Origin of the sequence: Paraburkholderia sp. CI3, assembly GCF_050436505.1 — a bacterium.
Taxonomy (GTDB): domain Bacteria; phylum Pseudomonadota; class Gammaproteobacteria; order Burkholderiales; family Burkholderiaceae; genus Paraburkholderia; species Paraburkholderia tuberum.
In genome coordinates this window covers 941,931-959,918 of the sequence record NZ_JBNDMI010000003.1, presented here as the reverse complement: position 1 = coordinate 959,918, position 17,988 = coordinate 941,931, and the positions used below count along the sequence as shown (strand labels likewise).

The 17,988-nt window shown below is 63.3% G+C and carries 10 protein-coding genes and 1 pseudogene; 10 read left to right on the top strand and 1 reads right to left on the bottom strand.

The genetic code is table 11. From position 1 onward, the window contains the following. Positions 1 to 106: 106 nt before the first annotated feature. Both OKW29_RS13195 and OKW29_RS13190 read left to right on the top strand, forming a co-directional pair. The gene (locus OKW29_RS13195; protein ID WP_429291361.1) at positions 107 to 1,117 is read left to right on the top strand and encodes a zinc-binding alcohol dehydrogenase family protein; all 1,011 of its coding nucleotides are present in this window, start codon (positions 107 to 109) and stop codon (positions 1,115 to 1,117) included. A gap of 25 nt (positions 1,118 to 1,142) precedes the next feature. Continuing rightward, positions 1,143 to 2,276 carry a mannitol dehydrogenase family protein gene (locus OKW29_RS13190; RefSeq protein WP_429291360.1) on the top strand — a complete coding sequence of 378 codons (1,134 nt, stop codon included), beginning with the start codon at positions 1,143 to 1,145 and terminating at the stop codon, positions 2,274 to 2,276. Positions 2,277 to 2,320: 44 nt separating this feature from the next. On the opposite strand, the pseudogene OKW29_RS13185 reads toward OKW29_RS13190, so the two are convergent. Further along, positions 2,321 to 2,737: pseudogene (locus OKW29_RS13185) on the bottom strand (TonB-dependent receptor domain-containing protein); the annotation flags it as partial. A 547-nt stretch (positions 2,738 to 3,284) separates the two neighbouring features. Between OKW29_RS13185 and bcsR the strand changes: the two are divergent. The 8 genes from bcsR (at position 3,285) to OKW29_RS13145 (ending at position 17,988) form a co-directional block, all read left to right on the top strand. Further along, entirely contained in the window at positions 3,285 to 3,707 is a 423-nt protein-coding gene (gene bcsR, locus OKW29_RS13180; protein ID WP_429291359.1) for a BcsR/BcsP family cellulose biosynthesis protein, read from the top strand. Between the two features lie 103 nt (positions 3,708 to 3,810). Next, entirely contained in the window at positions 3,811 to 6,066 is a 2,256-nt protein-coding gene (bcsA, locus tag OKW29_RS13175) for a UDP-forming cellulose synthase catalytic subunit (protein WP_429291358.1), read from the top strand. Continuing rightward, on the top strand, positions 6,063 to 8,450 hold the full coding sequence (bcsB, locus tag OKW29_RS13170) for a cellulose biosynthesis cyclic di-GMP-binding regulatory protein BcsB (protein ID WP_429291357.1): 2,388 nt from the start codon (positions 6,063 to 6,065) through the stop codon (positions 8,448 to 8,450). Before bcsA ends, bcsB (OKW29_RS13170) begins: the two co-directional genes overlap by 4 nt. 40 nt (positions 8,451 to 8,490) lie before the next feature. Further along, positions 8,491 to 10,899, top strand: coding sequence for a cellulose biosynthesis cyclic di-GMP-binding regulatory protein BcsB (bcsB, locus tag OKW29_RS13165; protein ID WP_429291356.1), 2,409 nt, complete (start codon positions 8,491 to 8,493; stop codon positions 10,897 to 10,899). 12 nt (positions 10,900 to 10,911) lie between these two features. After that, on the top strand, positions 10,912 to 14,976 hold the full coding sequence (locus OKW29_RS13160) for a cellulose synthase subunit BcsC-related outer membrane protein (protein WP_429291355.1): 4,065 nt from the start codon (positions 10,912 to 10,914) through the stop codon (positions 14,974 to 14,976). A gap of 52 nt (positions 14,977 to 15,028) precedes the next feature. After that, positions 15,029 to 15,679, top strand: a complete 651-nt coding sequence (locus OKW29_RS13155) for an SGNH/GDSL hydrolase family protein (RefSeq protein ID WP_429291354.1) — start codon at positions 15,029 to 15,031, stop codon at positions 15,677 to 15,679. Between the two features lie 50 nt (positions 15,680 to 15,729). Beyond that, a complete protein-coding gene (locus OKW29_RS13150; protein WP_429291353.1) occupies positions 15,730 to 16,425 on the top strand; it encodes a cell division protein FtsQ in 696 nt (231 codons plus the stop codon). A 153-nt stretch (positions 16,426 to 16,578) separates the two neighbouring features. Next, positions 16,579 to 17,988: an MBOAT family O-acyltransferase gene (locus OKW29_RS13145; protein WP_429291352.1), complete on the top strand. Its 1,410-nt coding sequence runs from the start codon at positions 16,579 to 16,581 to the stop codon at positions 17,986 to 17,988.

Genomic DNA, 17,988 nt, shown 5'->3' with positions numbered 1-17,988 from the left:
TCGACACGGCACTCGTTTGACCTCGCCATGAAGAAACAAATTAACCGGGCTCGCATCGAAACCGCACTATGGCTTCGCGGGCTCTGTAGCTGAAAAAGGAAACCTCATGCTCACTATTATTTGTGAAACTCCCGGCGTACTACGCGCTGAGACGCGCTCACGGCCACCGCGCGATCGCGGCGAAGTGTTGCTGCGCGTGCGACGCGTCGGCGTATGCGGCACCGACCTGCACATCTTTACCGGCAATCAGCCATTTCTCGCCTACCCCCGCGTGATGGGACACGAACTGTCGGGCACGGTCGAAGAAGCCGACACGGATTCCGGCCTGGACGCCGGCGACCCGGTCTACGTGATGCCCTACCTGTCATGCGGTCAGTGCATTGCCTGCAGGAACGGAAAAACGAACTGCTGCGTGAACATTCAGGTATTGGGCGTGCATCGTGATGGCGCATTGACGGAGTATCTAAGTTTGCCGCGTCAGTTCGTTCACAAGGCTGAAGGAATCACGCTCGATCAGGCGGCAATGATCGAGTTTCTCGCCATCGGCGCGCACGCGGTTCGTCGCGCGGACGTTCAGGCGGGACAGCGGGTGCTGGTAGTCGGTGCAGGTCCGATCGGTATGGCCGCAATGATCTTTTCACGTCTGCGCGGGGCCACGGTGACGGCGCTCGATACACGGCTCGATCGTCTCAACTTCTGCGCTGAGAAAATTGAAGTGGCGGCTACTGTGCAAATCGGTGATACCGACGTCGACGAGCTGGCGAAACTCACCGACGGCGAATTCTTCGATGTGGTCTTCGATGCGACGGGTAATCCGGCTGCCATGGAGCGTGGCTTTGAGTTTATTGCGCACGGCGGGAAATACGTGTTGATTTCCGTGGTGAGAGACAAGATCACTTTCTCCGATCCGGAGTTCCACAAGCGCGAAGCCACCTTGATCGGAAGCCGCAATGCGACTGCGGAAGATTTCGAAACTGTGCTCAGGGCCATGCGTGCCGGTCAGGTGCCCGATGCGGCACTCAACACGCACCGGATGAAGCTTGCCGATGTTCCTGCCGAATTTTCGAAACTGCTCGAACCGTCCGCAGGTGTAGTGAAAGCCATCATCGAATGCTGACTCTGACGCATATCGGATATTTGCCATGAGCCAGCCAATTCTCCAGTTCGGCACTAGCCGCTTTCTTCAGGCGCATGTCGACCTGTTTGTTTCGGAAGCCATGACGCGGGGTGCCGCGCTCGGTGGCATTACAGTCGTGCAGACCACCAGCAGCCAGTCCAGTCAGAAGCGTATTGCAGCGCTGGCAGAGGGCGGGCGATATCCGGTACGGGTTCGAGGTATGCGTCACGGAGTGCTGGTGGACGAGATGCTGAGCGGCAACGCGGTGCGCGCAGCATGGCACGCCGAGTCTCATTGGGCACAAGTGCGAGACGCCGTGGCAGAGCACGTCGAAGTGATTGTTTCCAATACGGGAGACAGGGGATTCCGGCTTGATGACCGGGATACCTCGACGCTCGTGAATCATCCGGAGCGCGTGCCACAGAGCTTTCCGGCCAAGCTGCTGGTGTTGCTTCATGCGCGTTGGGAACGAAACCCTGATGCGCCGCTCTCCCTTTTTCCATGCGAACTCGTGGTCAATAACGGCGATACGTTGCGCGAACTTGTCGTGACTCTCGCGGTAAAGTGGCGGCTGCCGGAGCCGTTCACTACCTACCTTCGAACGCGTTGCATATGGGCCAATTCGCTCGTCGACCGCATCGTTTCGCAGGCGATCGAACCGGTGGGCGCCGTTGCCGAACCGTATGCGCTCTGGGCGATTGAGCAGCAGCCGGGGCTGGTTCTACCCTGCACCCATGAAAACATCGTTTTGACTGACGATCTGCAGCACTTCGAGCGCCTGAAGTTGTTCCTGCTCAATCTCGGTCACAGCTATCTGGCGCAGCGGTGGCTAGAGGACCGCCGACCGGTTGACGAGACCGTATGTCAGGCAATGAACGACCCGATACTACGCGCCAGTCTGGAAACTGTCTGGGCGGAAGATGTGCTCCCGACATTTGCGGTCCTCGGTCAGCGCGAGCAGGCTCTCGCCTATCTCGTCGAGTTACGCGAGCGCCTACTCAATCCGTTTCTTGAGCACCGGATAGCGGACATCGCGCAGAATCACACAGAAAAATTGCAGCGGCGTTTTCTGCCGCTCGTGCAACTTGCCGACAAACTCGGCGTGAAGCCTGGACCGCTGCGAATACGAGCGATGCTGGAGCGCGTCGCATCGGTTTAGCTACGTCCCGAATACCTGCCATTGCGAAGCTTGGAAATGCCTTATCACCAATCACATTTCGCAGTAGCCAACACAGTCCGCTCGTTGCCGAATACACAAGCTGGGTACGATTGGCAACCGCTCACGTAGCGAGGATCGAACACGTTCGCCACATTCAGTGGGAGGCGCCAGTTGCGAGTGTCATAGCGCGGCGCGGCGTCTCACAACGTATAGCTTGTGATGGTGAGCGAGTTGTCGGCCGCTCCCGCCAGCGCGCTCTGATAGCGGATGCCCGCGCCGATGCCGAAGCCGGTGAGCGCGCCCGTATGCCATGTCCAGTTGGTCCACAGCGACGCCATCTGGCGCGGGCACGCAACCTCGACCGGCCAGTTGTTCAGCGAAGCGTCGTTTGCCTTGACGTTCTTCACGTCCTGATAGACGTACGACGCGATTATCGACCGGTCCCGCGTTACATTTCCGACGTCGGCCCTCGTATGCCAGTGCTCGAACAGATCCGGGGCGATTTCATGGCAATGACCTCAAGGGCAACACCACGGCGCGCTTTTCAAAACCGATTCCCAGCGCAAATTCGGGAATAATCGGACGCCCAATAAAAAGCAAACGTTTGACTGACCATATTTAACATTTAAAACGCTTAACTTTGCTCTGGAAATGCCGATATATAGATTGGAATTATTTGGGGGCCACGCATTAAATTCCGCTGTACAATACGCGCCGCTCGTCCTGAGCGCAAGGGTATCTCATGAGTTACACGCTCGTACCGCAGCGGCGGGGCCCTCGGTTGCCTTGACTGAAAAATAAGACCTGGGCGCGGCTCTCCTGAAGAGGTCTCTAAAGGGCGAGTGTATCAATGGTGCCGCCTCACGATTTGGGAATTATTATGGCGGACGCAATGATGTAACGAATAATGGTTATCCTTATTCGGCAAGTAAAAATTACAGCAGATTGCCCGATGGTACGCGGTGCAGTCCGCAACAAACAATATGGCCAGTTCGACGGGGATGGCGTATGAGCAGTGCATCAGACATTTCGAATCTCTTCCAGATGTTGGGCGTGAGCCCGTCGCATTATCAAGAAATAGAAAGAATAGAGCAGGGGCAAGGTTCGCGTGGGCGTTGGTCCATGCAGACCACCTCGTCGCCAGGGGACACGACCCGGGACGACTCGGCTCGCGAGGCTGAAGCCGTTCCTCCCACCGATGTGACTGAAGTGGCCCCCGCCGCGCCGCCGCAGCTGATTGCGCCAGCCGTCCGCGCTGCCGTGTCCGGATCTCTTCCGGTATTGCAAGCCGCCCCCGAACAGCCGGTCCTTCAGTTCAATCCCGAACCTGTCACCGCTCCTCAACAGCCGGATTCTCTGAGCGCCGTGTTTGCGCGCCTGCGGGAACGGAGTGAGCCTCAAGAAGGTGGTCCGCAACGCCAGACGTCATGAACTTCGTCACAGTCTTTTCCGTCAATGACGGCCTGGTTAAAACCACGGTGGCCGCGAACCTGCGCGTCGTGCCGAACCGGCGCACGCGCTAGAAGACCTTTCCATGGCACAGATCAAACGTAGGCTGAGCAAGACGGAGCAGCGGCGACAAACGCGCTACACGGACCAGAGTGACGATGCCGGAAGTTGGGACGACAAACTTCTGGAAGCGGGGACACCGCTATGGGCGTCGAACTGGCTGCGGCTGGCAGTGACGCTATTGGCCGCGCTGTTGTTCACTTCTGCCATGACGGTCAATCTGGCCGTGTCGAAGCAATGGACGTTTGGCATCCTTTGCATGGTCGTCGCGGTTCTGCTGAACCGCATTCGCGGCAGGATCATCACGGTGTCCCTGGTGGCATTGTCGGTGTTTATGTCCTTGCGCTACCTGTACTGGCGCGTGACGCAGACGCTGACCTTTACCACCTCGCTCGACATGACCTTTGGCTGCCTTCTGCTGCTGGCCGAAGGGTACGCGGTGCTCATGCTGTTGTGCAGCTACTTTCAGACGCTCTGGCCTCTGCATCGCCGGCCTGCGCGATTGCCGGCCGATAGCTCGGCATGGCCGACGGTGGATGTGTACATTCCCACGTTCAATGAGCCGCTGCAGGTCGTGCGGCAGTCGGTGCTGGCCGCCACGCTGCTCGACTGGCCGGCCGACAAGCTGCGCGTGTATGTGCTGGACGACGGCCGTCGTGACGAATTCCGGCAATTCTGCGAGCAGGCTGGCGTGGATTATCTGACCCGGCCGGACAACGCGCATGCCAAAGCAGGCAATCTCAACGCGGCACTCTCCAGGACGAGCGGCGAGTACATCGCAGTGTTCGACTGCGATCACGTCACCACGCGCTCGTTCCTGCAGGTCTGCATGGGTTGGTTCCTGAAAGATCCGAAGATGGCCATGGTGCAGACGCCGCACGTCTTCTACTCGCCCGATCCGTTCGAGCGCAACCTCGAAACCTTCCGCAAGGTGCCCAACGAGGGTGACCTGTTTCACGGCGTGCTGCAAAACGGCAACGACTTGTGGAATGCCGCTTTTTTCTGCGGTTCCTGCGCGGTGCTGCGGCGTTCGGCGCTGGAGGATGTAGGCGGCGTGGCGACGGAAAGTGTCACGGAAGATGCGCTCACCGCGCTCAAGATGAGCACGAGGGGCTACAACACGGCCTATCTCGCCATCCCTCAGGCAGCGGGTCTCGCCACCGAGAGTCTGGGGCGTCACGTCGGTCAGCGCATACGCTGGGCACGAGGCATGGCGGAAATATTCCGTCGCTTCAACCCGCTGTTGATCGCAGGGCTAACACTGCCACAGCGTCTGTGTTACCTGAGCGCGATGATGCACTTTTTCTTCGGCTTGCCGCGCATCGTGTTTCTGATCACACCGATGGCGTATCTGTTCTTTGGCGCGCACGTCTTTCATGCTTCCGCGCTGATGGTGCTGGCCTATGTCGTGCCGCACCTCGTCATTTCGAGCCTCGGCGCCTCGCGCATTCAAGGGCGTTTCCGACATTCGTTCTGGAGCGAAGTCTACGAAACGGTACTGGCCTGGTACGTGATTCTGCCCGCGTTGCAAGCCGTACTCTTTCCAGGCAGCAAAGGCTTCAACGTGACGTCCAAGGGCGGGGTGATCCGTCAGTCCTTCCTCGACTGGGCGATGGCCCGGCCCTACATCGTTCTGCTGCTCATCAATCTGACCGGATTCATGGTGGGTGTCGCAGGTCTGATCCGCAGTCCGGGCTGGCCCGAAGCGACGAGCATTCTGTTCAACCTGGTATGGGTAACCTACAACATCATGAACCTCAGCGCGGCCGCGGGCGTAGCGAGCGAATCGAGACAGTTGCGTCTCGCTCCGCGGGTCCAGATCGAACTGCCGGCCGCCGTGATTCACGCCGACGGAACTCGCATCGACTGTCAGACCAGCGACTATTCGCACGGTGGTCTGGGGCTGGTGCTGCCTGAGGGCGCACCGTTGCCGGAGCACGGCGATCGCATCACGGTGGCGGTGTTGCGCGACGACTACGAGGACGTTTTCCCGGCCGAAGTGCAGGTGTGCCGCGGACGCACCATCGGCGTGAGTTTTCCGACCCTGACGATCGCTCAGGAGCGCGCCTGGATAGGGGCGACGTTTTCGCGCGCCGACAGCTGGATCGCCTCATGGGGCAGCTATCGTCCCGACAGGCCGCTGCGAAGCCTGTTCGAGGTGCTCGGCATCGGCATGCGCGGCTTCGGGGAGTTGTTCCGGCATCTGTTCCTGGGTGGGCGTGAGCGCCTTGGCCGTTCGTCCGCAGACCCGGCAAGCGACTTGGGAACAAAGCAATCGTGAGTGTCGGCTACCTGTCGCTGTTGCGCTCCTTGACGAGCGCGCGCCGGTTGGGCGCGGTGTTGTGTTCGGTCCTGTTGCTCGGAGCGGGCGACGTGCTGGCCGCGTCGGTGCCCGCTGCGTCGGCAGCGTCGTTCGCATCGCGGGCGTCTACGCCGGCGATGCCCGCGTCGGCTGTCCCGGTCGATGCCGTGCGGCAAGGCCCGCACCCGGAACTCAGCGCGGCGGCGCCGGCCGACGCGTATACCTACCGGATTCCGCTGCTGCGGCAAAACGCGGAGCAGGGATTGACCTTGCTCGGCGAGGATGCCTATGCGGGCATGGACTTCGGTTTGCGCCGCGACGAGCGCGTGGTCAGCGCGCGGCTCGTGCTGGACTACAGTTACTCGTCCACATTGCTGCCTACGCTCTCGCATCTCAAGGTGTTGCTCAACAGCGTTGTGGGGGCGACCGTAGCGTTGCCCGAACCGGCACCGCGGACGCCGGCGCATATCAGTGTGGATCTGCCGGTGTCGCTGCTGTCCGGGTTCAACCAGCTCACCCTCGAGCTGATCGCGCATAGCAAGGCGAGCGATCAGGGCAACAATCCGCTGAGTTCCGACCTGTGGCTGAAGCCCGGGCCGGACAGTGCGCTGGAACTGACCGTGGTTCCGGCGACCCTGTCCAGTGACCTGTCGCAACTGCCCGCGCCGTTCCTCGACGTGCGCGATGTGCGCAGGGTGGACCTGCCCGTCGTGCTGCCGCAAGCGCCTCGCGCGCAGCGCCTCGAATCGGCCGGTATCGTGACCTCGTGGCTGGGTGCGCAGGCGGGCTATCGCGGTGCGCACTTCTCCGCAAGCCTGGGTGCGATACCCGCGCATGGACATGCGGTGGTGCTCGCGCTCCCGGGCGAGGTGCCGGGCTTGACCCTGCCTGCGGTGGAAGGGCCGATGCTGGCCATCGTGCCCAACCCCAATGACGCTAACGGCAAGCTGCTGCTGGTCATGGGCCGCAACGACGCGCAGATCCGCGAGGCCGCGACCGCGCTGGTGCTTGGCGCGAAGACGCTGTCGGGCTCTCGGGTCAAGATCGACGCCCCGGTTTCCGTTGTGCCGCGCAAGCCTTATGACGCACCCAACTGGCTGCCGGGTGACCGCCCGGTGCAGTTGGGCGAGATGCTACCGGCGGACCGCTTGACGGTGCAGGGCTTTCGCCCTGGGGCGATCAATGTGGACCTGCGTCTGCCGCCGGGTCTGTTCGGTTTTGACAACAGCGGCGCGGTGCTGAACCTGCATTACCGTTATACGGCCCGTCCGGAGTCAACGCGCTCGGAGCTCGGTGTGCTGGCCGGCAACACGCCCCTGCAGACCTTGCCGCTGACAGGCGACGCGTCGGACGGTTATGCGGTGATACGCGTTCCGACCTATCTGCTGCCGTCGTTGACGACGCTGCAATTCGACTATCGCTACGAGTCCGTGGCGCCGCAAGACCACGTCGAGGATGTGCCCGGCGGCCCGCTCCTGAGCGCCATCGATCCGACTTCGACGATCGACATTTCCCAACTGCCGCGTTACGCAGCCATGCCGGATCTGCGCGCCTTCGCAGACGCAGGCTTTCCGTTCACGCGGATGGCCGATCTGTCCGGGACGGCGGTGATCCTGCCCGCACAGCCGATCGCTGGCGACTATTCCGCTTACCTGACGCTGATGGGCAGCATGGGTCAAACCACGGGTTATCCGGTGCTGGGCGTGACGGTGGGCGATCCAGCACAGGTTGACGCGCTGCGTCGCAAGGACCTGCTCGTGCTGGCGTCGGGCGATAACCAGCCCTTGCTCAAAGCATGGCGTGATGATCTGCCGCGCGGCTTCTTCGCTCCGGTTGCTTCATCGGACCGCTGGATCGCCGCGTGGTGGGAAAAGCTGACGGGTGGGCATGCGCAGGCTGAACGCGAGGCCGCCATCGCCGCACTGTATAGCAGCGACGACCATGACGGCATGTTGGCGGGACTCGAGTCGCCGCTGGCTCGCGGTCGCAGCGCGGTGGTCGTATCGGGCAATACGCCGGACGGTCTCGACGCTGTCGTGGACGTGCTGCAAGCCAACCGCTACCTCATTAGCAAGCGTCCGGACCACAAGATCAGCGGCAGCCTCGTGGTCGTGCATGACGGCACGCTCACCACGCTGAGCAACGATCAAAGCTATTTCATCGGGTCCTTGCCGCCTGGGCTCGCGCTCGAATGGTTCTTCGCGAGCCACATCCTGCTGCTGCTCGTGGCGACGCTCGCCAGCGTCGCGCTCATAGGTTTGCTCGGCGGCGTGTTTCTGCACCGGCGTGCCCTGAATCGATTAGACCTGGATATTCCCCAGACATCGCAACGTGAAGAAGGACGAAGAGGTTCTCATGTTTAGAAGACGGCCTGACATCTCCCGGGCACGCCTTGCGCGTTGCATGACTGCGCAACCAGTATGGCCGGCACTGTTGCTCGGTTGTGTGTTTGTCACATCGACGGTAACCCAGGCCGCGCAACCAGCGGCGGCTGCCGCCGCTGCGCGGCAGGACGCGCCGGCTTCGGCCGGCGGCGCGGCCAACCCGTCCGCGCGGCCGCCAACGGGAGATAGCAACGCGGCGCCGCTGCAGTCCGCGCCGGACGCCGGAGCCGCTACCGCGGCTTCTTCGACGGTGACCTATTCGCTGCAGCAACTCGGCGCGCAATACGCGCTCAACCTGCGCGGCGTCGACGGCAGCAATACGCTGCCGGTCGGCGTGCGCGACGATCGGGTCGTCACAGGTGCGCGACTGAACCTGCGCTATGCCTATTCGCCGGCGCTGCTGCCCGATCTGTCGCACATCAATGTGCTGGTCAACGATCAGGTGGCGGCATCGATCGACGTGCCCAAAAACACCTCCGGCACCAACCTGCAGCGCACTATCACGCTGCCGCCGTATCTGTTCACCGCGAACAGCAAGCTGCGTCTGCAACTGATCGGCCACTACACCAACCAGTGCGAAGACCCGCTGCATTCGAGCCTGTGGGCCAACATCAGCAACGACAGTACGCTGAGCATCGACACCCAGCCGCTGGCGCAGGCCAGCGACCTGGCTCGCCTGCCGCGACCCTTCTTCGACGAGCACGATATTCGCCGGTTGAACCTGCCGTTCGTGTTCGCCGGCAATCCTGATACGGCCGCGCTGGAAGCGGCCGGCGCCGTGTCGTCGTGGTTCGGCGCATTGGCGACCTATCGCGGCGCGCAATTCCCGGTATCGATCTCTACCGTGCCTGCCAGGGGCAACGCGGTCGTCATCGTCGACAGCGCGGCGCAAGCGAGCCTGGCGGGCTCGCCGCTGCAAGGTCCGACTCTCGCCCTCGTGACCAACCCCAACGATCCCAACGGCAAGCTGTTGCTGGTGATGGGCCGTGACGGCAAGGAACTCAAGCAGGCCGCCGACGCGCTGGTCACGGGCAGCCAGACGCTGTCGGGTTCGAGCGCGCTCGTCACGCGGTTCGCCGACCTCGCGCCGCGCAAGCCGTACGATGCGCCGCGCTGGCTGCGCACCGACCGTCCGATGTCGTTGGGCGAACTCGTCGACGCCAAACAATTGCAGGTGTCGGGCTACAGCCCCGATCTGATCCGCATCAATATGCGCGTGCCGCCCGACCTGTTCGGCTGGCACTCGCCCAACGTGCCGATCGACCTGCATTACCGCTATACGCCGCAGCCTTATATGGTCAATTCGTCGCTGCTGTTCAGCGTCAGTGACCAGTTCATGAAGTCGATTCCGCTGCTCTCGCTCGAACGGCTCGAGGGCGGCAGCAAGCTGCGGGATGAAGTTTTGCCCGACAGCAGCCTGCCGCGCCAGGCGAAACTGGAAGTGCCGCTGGAGGCGCTGTTGCAGCCGAATACCCAGTTGCAGTTCCGCTACATGTACGACTACATCAAGCAGGGCGAGTGCCGGGACATCATCATCGACAACGTGCGCGGCGCGGTCGATCCCGAATCGACGATCGATCTGTCGCAGTATCCGCACTACATCGCCATGCCGAACCTGGCCTCGTTCGCCCAGGCGGGCTTCCCGTTCACGCGCATGGCCGACCTGTCCGGAACGGACGTCGTATTGGGCCCCAACGCGGGAACACCCGAATACAGCACGTATCTGGCGGTGATGGGCCGCATGGGCGATTCGACCGGCTATCCGGCGCGCGGCGTCACCGTGCTGCGCGGTCAGCGCATCGACGCGATGCCGTCCGACAAGGATCTGCTCGTGATCGCCTCGGGTGCGGATCAAGCCTCGCTCAAGGACTGGGCGCGGACCATGCCCGCGGCGTATGACCACAGCGCGCAGTTCGCCGTATCGGATCTGCCGGGTCGCGTGCTGGGCTGGTTCCATGCCAACCCGCGCCTCGACGCCGAACCCCGCCGCCTGTCGCTGGCCTGGTCGGGGCCGGGCGTGAGCGCCGTGCTCGCAGGCTTCGAATCGCCGAAGCAACCGGGCCGCAGCGTGGTCATGCTGGCCAGCAATCAGCCCGACGGCCTGAAGGATGCGGTCTCCGCGTTGCTGGATGCGCCGAACTCCGGCAAGCAGCCCATCCAGGGAAGCCTCGTGTCCATCCGCGGCACGGAAGTCGATTCGCTCGTGAGCGAGCATACCTACTACGTCGGGCATCTCGGCATCTGGCGCGGCCTCGACTGGTGGCTGGCTTCATTCGGCCTGTCGCTCGCGTGGGTGCTGAAGGCGCTGGGCATCATCGCGCTCGTGCTGATCGCGGTTGGTCTGTTTTCGTTCTTGCGGCGCCGCCAGGCCCGGCGCGACGCAGAAGCCCGTGAGCGGCTGCGGGCATCGCGGCAGCAACAATCATAAGCAAGGAAAGTCATGTCAGTCAGACGCAGCCGCAACCGGGCCTGGATTCTCGGACTGATGGTCGCATCGGTCGGCCACCCGGGCTGGGCGCAGGATGCTACGTCCAACATGCTGCTGGAACAGGGCCGCTACTGGCAAACGCATGACAAGCCCGATCTGGCCGCGCAGTCCTGGTCGAAACTGCTGCTGAGCGACCCGAAGCAGCCCGAGGCGCTGTATGGGATGGGCACGATCGCCGTCGGCAAGCAGCAGTTCGCGGCGGCGAACGGGTATCTGGCCAGACTTCGTGCGGCCGCGCCGGGCAGCCGCTTCGTGCCGCTGCTCGAGCAGAGCTTGCGCCTCGCGGTCGAACCGGGTAAGTCCACGTTCGCCAAGGCGCGCCAGATGGCGCAAGACGCCGTCAACCAGAAGGATCAGGCCGCGTTGCTGGCGGCCATCGCCGAATATAACAAGGCCTTGGGCGGTAAAGCGCCGCAGGGCAGTGTGGCGCGAGAGTATTACAGCTATCTCGGCTATACGGATGGCGGTGTGGATCAGGCCATCCAGGGCCTCGAGCGCCTGAATGCCGAGACGCCGAACGATCCGAACACCATGTTGCCGCTGGCCCAGCATATGGTGCGCGACGAACAGGATCGCGCGGCGGGTGTCGCCCTTCTGGAAAAGCTTGCCGCTCGTCCGGACATCGGCGGCGAAGCGGCGGAAGTCTGGCGCTCCGTGCTGACCTGGGTCACGCCCACGCCGAAAAACAGATCGTGGTTTGAAGACTATCTGAAGCTGCATCCGGACGACGACGAAATACGCCATCAGATGCTGGCGCCGCATCCGCTCGCACCGGCCGGTCCGGTCGTGGATGCACGACTGACACGCGGTTTCGCCGCGTTCAAGTCAGGCGACATCACCGCGGCCGAGCAGTCCTTTTCCGCTGTGCTGCGTGACAAACCCGACAGCACGGATGCGCTGGGGGGACTGGGCCTCGTGCGCATGCAGCAAGGCGACCTGGCGCAGGCGCAGACGCTGCTGTCGCGGGCGGTGTCGCGTCCGGGCGCGGGCGCGAACTGGGCCAAGGCCCTCAATTCCGCGCGCTACTGGCTGCTGGTGAACCAGGCCGAGGGCGCGCAAAACGTGGGCGACTTCGCCGCCGCGCGAGGCGAACTCGATCAGGCGCTGCGGCTGGATCCAGCCGAGCCGGGCGGGCGCAATGCGTCGGCCCGGTTATATGCGGCGCAGGGCGATCTGACGCGTGCTGAAAAGGGCTACCGCGACGTGCTGGCGACAAGCCCCGATAACCGCGAGGCGGCGAGCGGCCTCATCGATATCCTGGCGCAGACGGGACGCGCCGATGAGGCCCAGAAGTTGATCGACCGCATGTCACCCGAGCAGAAGGCCGGCATCGGCGGGCTCGATCGGCTGCGCGCCGCCGTCGCCGCCGGCCGGGCCGATGCTGCCGCGCAGCGTGGCGATCTGAGCGCGGCCCGGCACATTCTGGAAGACGCCCAGCGCAGCGCGCCCGACAACCCGTGGATTCGCCTGGAGCTGGCGCGCTACGATCTCAAACAGGGTCATGCCGACGAAGCGAAGCAACTCGTCGACGGCCTGCTCGTCACGAACCCGGACAATCCCGACGCGCTCTATGCGAGCGCGCTGCTGGCCATGCAGATGGGCGACTGGATGCGCGCGCAGGACACGATGACGCGCATCTCCACCGCCTCGCGCACGCCGAACATGATTGCGACGGCGCAGCAGATCGATTTTCTGGTGGTCGTGGCGCAAGCCTCGCAAACGGCGCTCGAAGGCAATCTGGAGGATGCGCGCAGTATGCTGGCGCGGCTCGAACCCGCGGCGGGTCAAGACCCGGCCAAGGTGGGCGCGTTGGCGCAGGCGTATGTCGACGCGGGCAACACGCCGCGCGCCATGAGCCTGATGCACGGACTGATGCCTAACGGTCTGAAGGGCAGCGGCCCGGATGTGCAACTGGCTTATCTGGGCCTGTTGCTCAAGACCGGCCAGAATGTCCAGGCCGGGCTCGCGATGCGCGAGTTGCACGGCCAGACGCTGACCGCGGACCAGCGCCGGCAACTGGACGAACTGAACTACCTCTACACCGTGCGACTGGCTGACCAGCAACGTCAGCAAGGTGACCTCGCGCAGGCCTACGACACGCTGGCGCCGATCCTCGCGAAGCGGCCCAACGACAGCCTCGCCACGGCCGCGCTCGCGCGCATGTACGCCGCCGATGACAAGTATGACCAGGCACTGTCGCTTTACCAGAAGGCGCTCGTCAACGACCCCAACAATCCGGGTTTGCAACTGGGCGTCGCGATGGCGGCAGTGCAGGCCGGCAAGAACAGCGTTGCCGATGCGGCATTGAAAGAGGCCGTTGCGAAGGCGCCCAACGATCCCGACGTGCTGGCCGGCGCCGCGCGCATTTACGTCATGCAGGGCAAGACCCGCGAAGCGCAGTCGCTGCTGGAATCCGCCATTGCCGCCAAGGAAAAGCGGCTCGGCGTGCAGGCGCAAGACGTCCACGTGGCGGGCAATCCCTTCGTCCACGACGACGACGCTCATCGTCGTCAGGTCCGCCACCGTCGCCTGCCCGCTGCCGAAACGTTCGCCCCGCAACCCGCGGCGCCGGATAGCGTGCTGGCGAACCAGAAGCCTGGTTTCGGGCCCGCTGCTGCTCCGGCTGCTCCGGCTGCTCCGGCTGCTACCGCGGCGAGCGCGACTGCCTCGACCGTGACATCCACGGCTGCGCGCGAGCGCTCGTCCTCTGGTCCATCCGCTCTGCCAACCGTGGCGGGCACGCCGGTCGGCGGCCTGGCGCCGCAAGACACGGTCGCGGTGAGCGAGCCTCAGGACGGTTCGCCGTCGCTCGAGGAAATGCGTAATGAACTCAGCGACCTCCGTGCGCAGCGTTCACCGGAAGTCAGGGGTGGGCTGTTCGTCTCGTCGAACAACGCAGCACCCGGTACGGGTCAGTTGACGAGCGTGCAGCAAGCTCTGGAAGGGGTGCTGCCGGTCGACAACGGCAAGCTTTCCATTCGCGTGACGCCGGTTGAACTCGAGGGCGGCACGTTGGGTACCGACGTCTACAGCGCCAGTCAGTTCGGCGGCGGCCCGGCCGCCACCCGGGCGCAGCAGGCCGGCAAGGTCGCCGCACCGGGCAAACAGACCGCCTACGGCGTCGGTCTGGGTCTCGGCTACGAGACCGGGAACTGGGTGGCCGACATCGGCACCACGCCTTTGGGTTTCAAGTACACCAATGTCGTTGGCGGCGTGATGTTCAGGAACTCCATCGATGCCGGGCAGGGCAGTTGGTTCAACGTGGGCGTGTCGCGCCGCGCCGTGACGGACAGCATCACGTCTTTTGCTGGCTCGACCGATTCGCGATCCGGCTTGAGCTGGGGTGGCGTGACTGCCACCGGCGTGCATGGTGCGATCGGCCTCGACAATCAGGACTACGGCGTCTACGGCTACGGTTCCGCGAAATATCTGGACGGTCATAACGTCCAGTCCAACGTCGGTGCCGAGGTCGGCGCCGGGACGTACTGGTACCTGCTGCGCACGGAAAACAGCATGCTGAGCGCGGGCGTGAACCTGAGCGGCATGATCTACGACCACAACGCGAACAACTTCACCTACGGCAACGGCGGCTACTTCAGCCCGCAGCGGTTTTATGCGTTCAACCTGCCGCTCACGTGGGCGCAGCGTTCGGAGCGCTGGACCTACAAGCTGCAAGGGGCCGTCGGTGTGCAGTACTACCACCAGGCCGGCTCGCCGTATTTCCCGACCGACAGCGGGTTGCAGGCCGCAGCAGTCTCAGCGGCTTCGATGATTGGCCTCGCCGACGGCGCGATCCATCCCGACCAGTCCTCGACCGGCTTCGGCTACAACCTGCTGGCTACGGCCGAATACCGTTTCACCAATCATCTGACTGGCGGAGCCTCGGTGGGCGCCAACAACTCGTCCAGCTACCGGCAGTGGGCGGCGGGCCTGTATCTGCGCTATACCCTTGCGCCACAGACGAAGGCGCTGGATATGCCGGTCATCCCTTACCAGTCGCATTACAGCGATCAGTAGCCCGCCATACTGATCGATCGGACATTGTTTATTTTTCAGGAGTCGAAGAGTCATGCTTGCTTCCGTACTTGCTGGTCTCAGCATTCTCATAGTCGGCGATAGCCATCTGAGCGAACCCGGTTATCTCATCGATACGTTGCAGGATCAGTTGATCGCCGCTGGCGCGCAGGTGCATACCTACAGCGTCTGCGGCAGTATTCCTGGCGATTGGGTGAAGTCCGTGCCCGGCACATGCGGTGGCGCCGAGCGTAACGGCAAGGCGTCCCTGGTCATCGACCACAACGCGAAGACCCAACCCGTCGATCAATTGATCGCCGCGAACAAGGCCAAGCTCGTCATCATCGTCCAGGGCGACACGGTCGGCGGATACGGCAAGGACGATTTCCCGAAGGCCTGGGCCTGGCAGCAGGTCACGGCGCTGACGCAAGACCTGGCCGCCAACAAGACGGCTTGCGTCTGGGTAGGGCCGGTCTGGGGCACCGAGGGCGGCAAGTATCAGAAGAGCTTCGCCCGTGTGAAGCAGCTGTCGTCTTTCCTCGCCGCCAATGTCGCGCCGTGTCAGTACATCGACTCGCTCACGTTTTCCAGGCCGGGCGAATGGGCGACGGTGGATGGTCAGCATTTGACGACGACCGGCTATAAGTACTGGGGCACGGACATCATGAAGGCACTGGTCAAGCTGCCTGTCGTTCCGCAGAAATGACGCGCCGGGCTTCGAGCTGCGCCTGCCCAGGTTTCCCGTTCGAGAAAAGAATGAAAAATTTCCTCTCCTCCCTGTTGTTGTCCAGCTTCGCTCTGTCCGGTCTCGGTTTGTCCGTGCAGCCGGCCATGGCCGCAGAAATTCCGCTATACCCGACCGGTCCCGCGGAGGACTCGTCGTTCGTGCGTTTTGTCGATGGCGGTTCGGGTCCGGTCGACGTGAGCGCGGCGGGGTCGAAAGCGCGTCTGACGCTCGACGCCGCGAACCCGGCCACTCACTTCCTTCCGATCGCCGCCGGCAAACCGGTGGCCGGCACACTGAGAGCCGGTAGCGCGCACCAGGACGTATCGGCGACGGTGCAGCCTGGCGAGTTCGTCAGCATCGTTGCGCTCGATGGCGCGGATAAAGCGAGTGGCCTGCATACGGTGACGGTCCGCGAAAAACCCGACGACTTCAATGCGCTCAAAGCTTCGGTGGCTTTCTACAACCTCGACGCTGGCTGCGCGACACCCACGCTGAAAGTGCCGGGTCGCGACATCGTGCTGCTCGACGGCGTGGCTGTGGGACAAGCCAGGCGGCGCCAGGTCAACCCGGTCGCCCTCTCGGTGCAGCTGGTCTGCGGCGGCCAGCCTGTGGGGCAGCCGCTCAGCCTGGGTACGCTCGCGGCGGGGCAGCGTTATACGGTGTTGCTCGTGCCGGGCGGGGCGCATTCGCGCATCTTCATGGCGAACGACGCGGTGAGCCACTGATCGCATTTGCGCCTCCTCCTTGAAAGCGACGCCGCTCATCGCCGATTTCCGGCTGTTCCCCGTTTTTCATCTGGTTACGACGGGCAGAGCGGGGTTCGGCGTGTTTCGCGATGGCGCGTCGGTCCAGATATCTTTTTCGATTGAGAACGATGCATGGTTTTCGCGTCCCTCGAATTCCTGACGCTGTTTCTGCCGGCCTTTCTGGCGATCTACGTCGCGTTGCCCGCGCGTTGGCGCAATGGCGTGCTGCTGTTTTGCAGCTGGCTTTTCTATGGCTGGTGGAGCCCGGTCTTTCTGCTGCTGTTCATCGCGCTGACCTTCTGGGGCTGGTTCGGCGGCATGGTCATAGACAGGGCGCCGAGCCAGCGTGCACGCGGTGGCTGGCTGGCCGTGTTCATCGTCGTCAACGTCCTGATATTGGGCTGGTACAAGTACGCCAACATCGTGGTCGATAGTCTCGACAGTGTGCTGGGGGCAGGCCATGCAGGGTCCATCCCCTGGCGACACGTCGTGCTGCCCATCGGGCTTTCGTTCATCGTGCTGCAATCCATCTCCTATCTGATCGACGTGCAGCGCGGCACGGTGGCGGCCGATCGCAGCATGATCCGTTACGGCGCCTATCAGGGGATGTTCGTGCATCTGATCGCGGGGCCGATCATTCGCTATGCGTGGGTGAGGCGCGAGCTGGTGTCGCGCGAGGTCGACTGGGACGGTTTTGCAGCCGGCGCAAGGCGGCTCATGGTGGGCATGAGCATGAAGGTGCTGGTGGCCGACACACTCTCGCCGCTGGTCGACGCGATCTTCTCGTTGCACGCGCCCACGCTGGCCGACGCCTGGCTGGGCTGCGGTTTCTACACGCTGCAGTTGTTCTTCGATTTCGCGGGCTACAGCGCCATGGCCATCGGGTTGGGGCAGATGCTGGGCTTTCGCTTTCCCGAGAACTTCAACCATCCGTACCTTGCCAGCAGCATTCAGGATTTCTGGCGCCGTTGGCACCTGTCGTTGTCGAGCTGGATACGCGATTACCTGTACATCCCGCTAGGCGGCAACCGCCGCGGTGAGTGGCAAGCCTGCCGCAATCTGTTGCTGACCATGGCGATCGCCGGCCTGTGGCACGGCGGCGATAGCTGGAACTTCCTGCTGTGGGGCCTCGTTCATGGCATCGCCCTGATGGTCGCGCGCCTCTGGCGCCGGTTCGATATGCTGACCATGCCGTCCTGGTTATCGCACGTGCTGACGCTGGTTTTCGTCATGCTCGCGTGGACACTGTTTCGCGCGGCGGGTTTCCCTGCCGCGCTCGCCATGTATCGCGGCCAGTTCGGTTTGAATGGCATCGGCTTGAGCGACGCGACGCTCGTGCTGCTGCGGCCCGTGCACGCTCTGGCTGCCGGGTTGGGCATCGTGTGCGTGCTGCTGCCGCTCTCGCAACAGCGTTGGGATAGCCTTCCCGACACGGCGCTGCGGCAGGTATGGCAGGCGGGGTGGCCGCTAGCGGGTTTTCTGTTGTCGTTCGGTCTGATCGTCGCGCGCGGCGCGGTGCCTTTCCTCTACTTCCAGTTCTGA

Coding starts and splice junctions, on each gene's coding strand:
- bcsA (WP_429291358.1), top strand. CDS start 3,811: ATGGCACAGATCAAACGTAGGCTGAGCAAGACGGAGCAGCGGCGACAA.
- OKW29_RS13190 (WP_429291360.1), top strand. CDS start 1,143: ATGAGCCAGCCAATTCTCCAGTTCGGCACTAGCCGCTTTCTTCAGGCG.
- OKW29_RS13160 (WP_429291355.1), top strand. CDS start 10,912: ATGTCAGTCAGACGCAGCCGCAACCGGGCCTGGATTCTCGGACTGATG.
- OKW29_RS13150 (WP_429291353.1), top strand. CDS start 15,730: ATGAAAAATTTCCTCTCCTCCCTGTTGTTGTCCAGCTTCGCTCTGTCC.
- bcsB (WP_429291356.1), top strand. CDS start 8,491: ATGACTGCGCAACCAGTATGGCCGGCACTGTTGCTCGGTTGTGTGTTT.
- bcsR (WP_429291359.1), top strand. CDS start 3,285: ATGAGCAGTGCATCAGACATTTCGAATCTCTTCCAGATGTTGGGCGTG.
- OKW29_RS13145 (WP_429291352.1), top strand. CDS start 16,579: ATGGTTTTCGCGTCCCTCGAATTCCTGACGCTGTTTCTGCCGGCCTTT.
- OKW29_RS13155 (WP_429291354.1), top strand. CDS start 15,029: ATGCTTGCTTCCGTACTTGCTGGTCTCAGCATTCTCATAGTCGGCGAT.
- OKW29_RS13195 (WP_429291361.1), top strand. CDS start 107: ATGCTCACTATTATTTGTGAAACTCCCGGCGTACTACGCGCTGAGACG.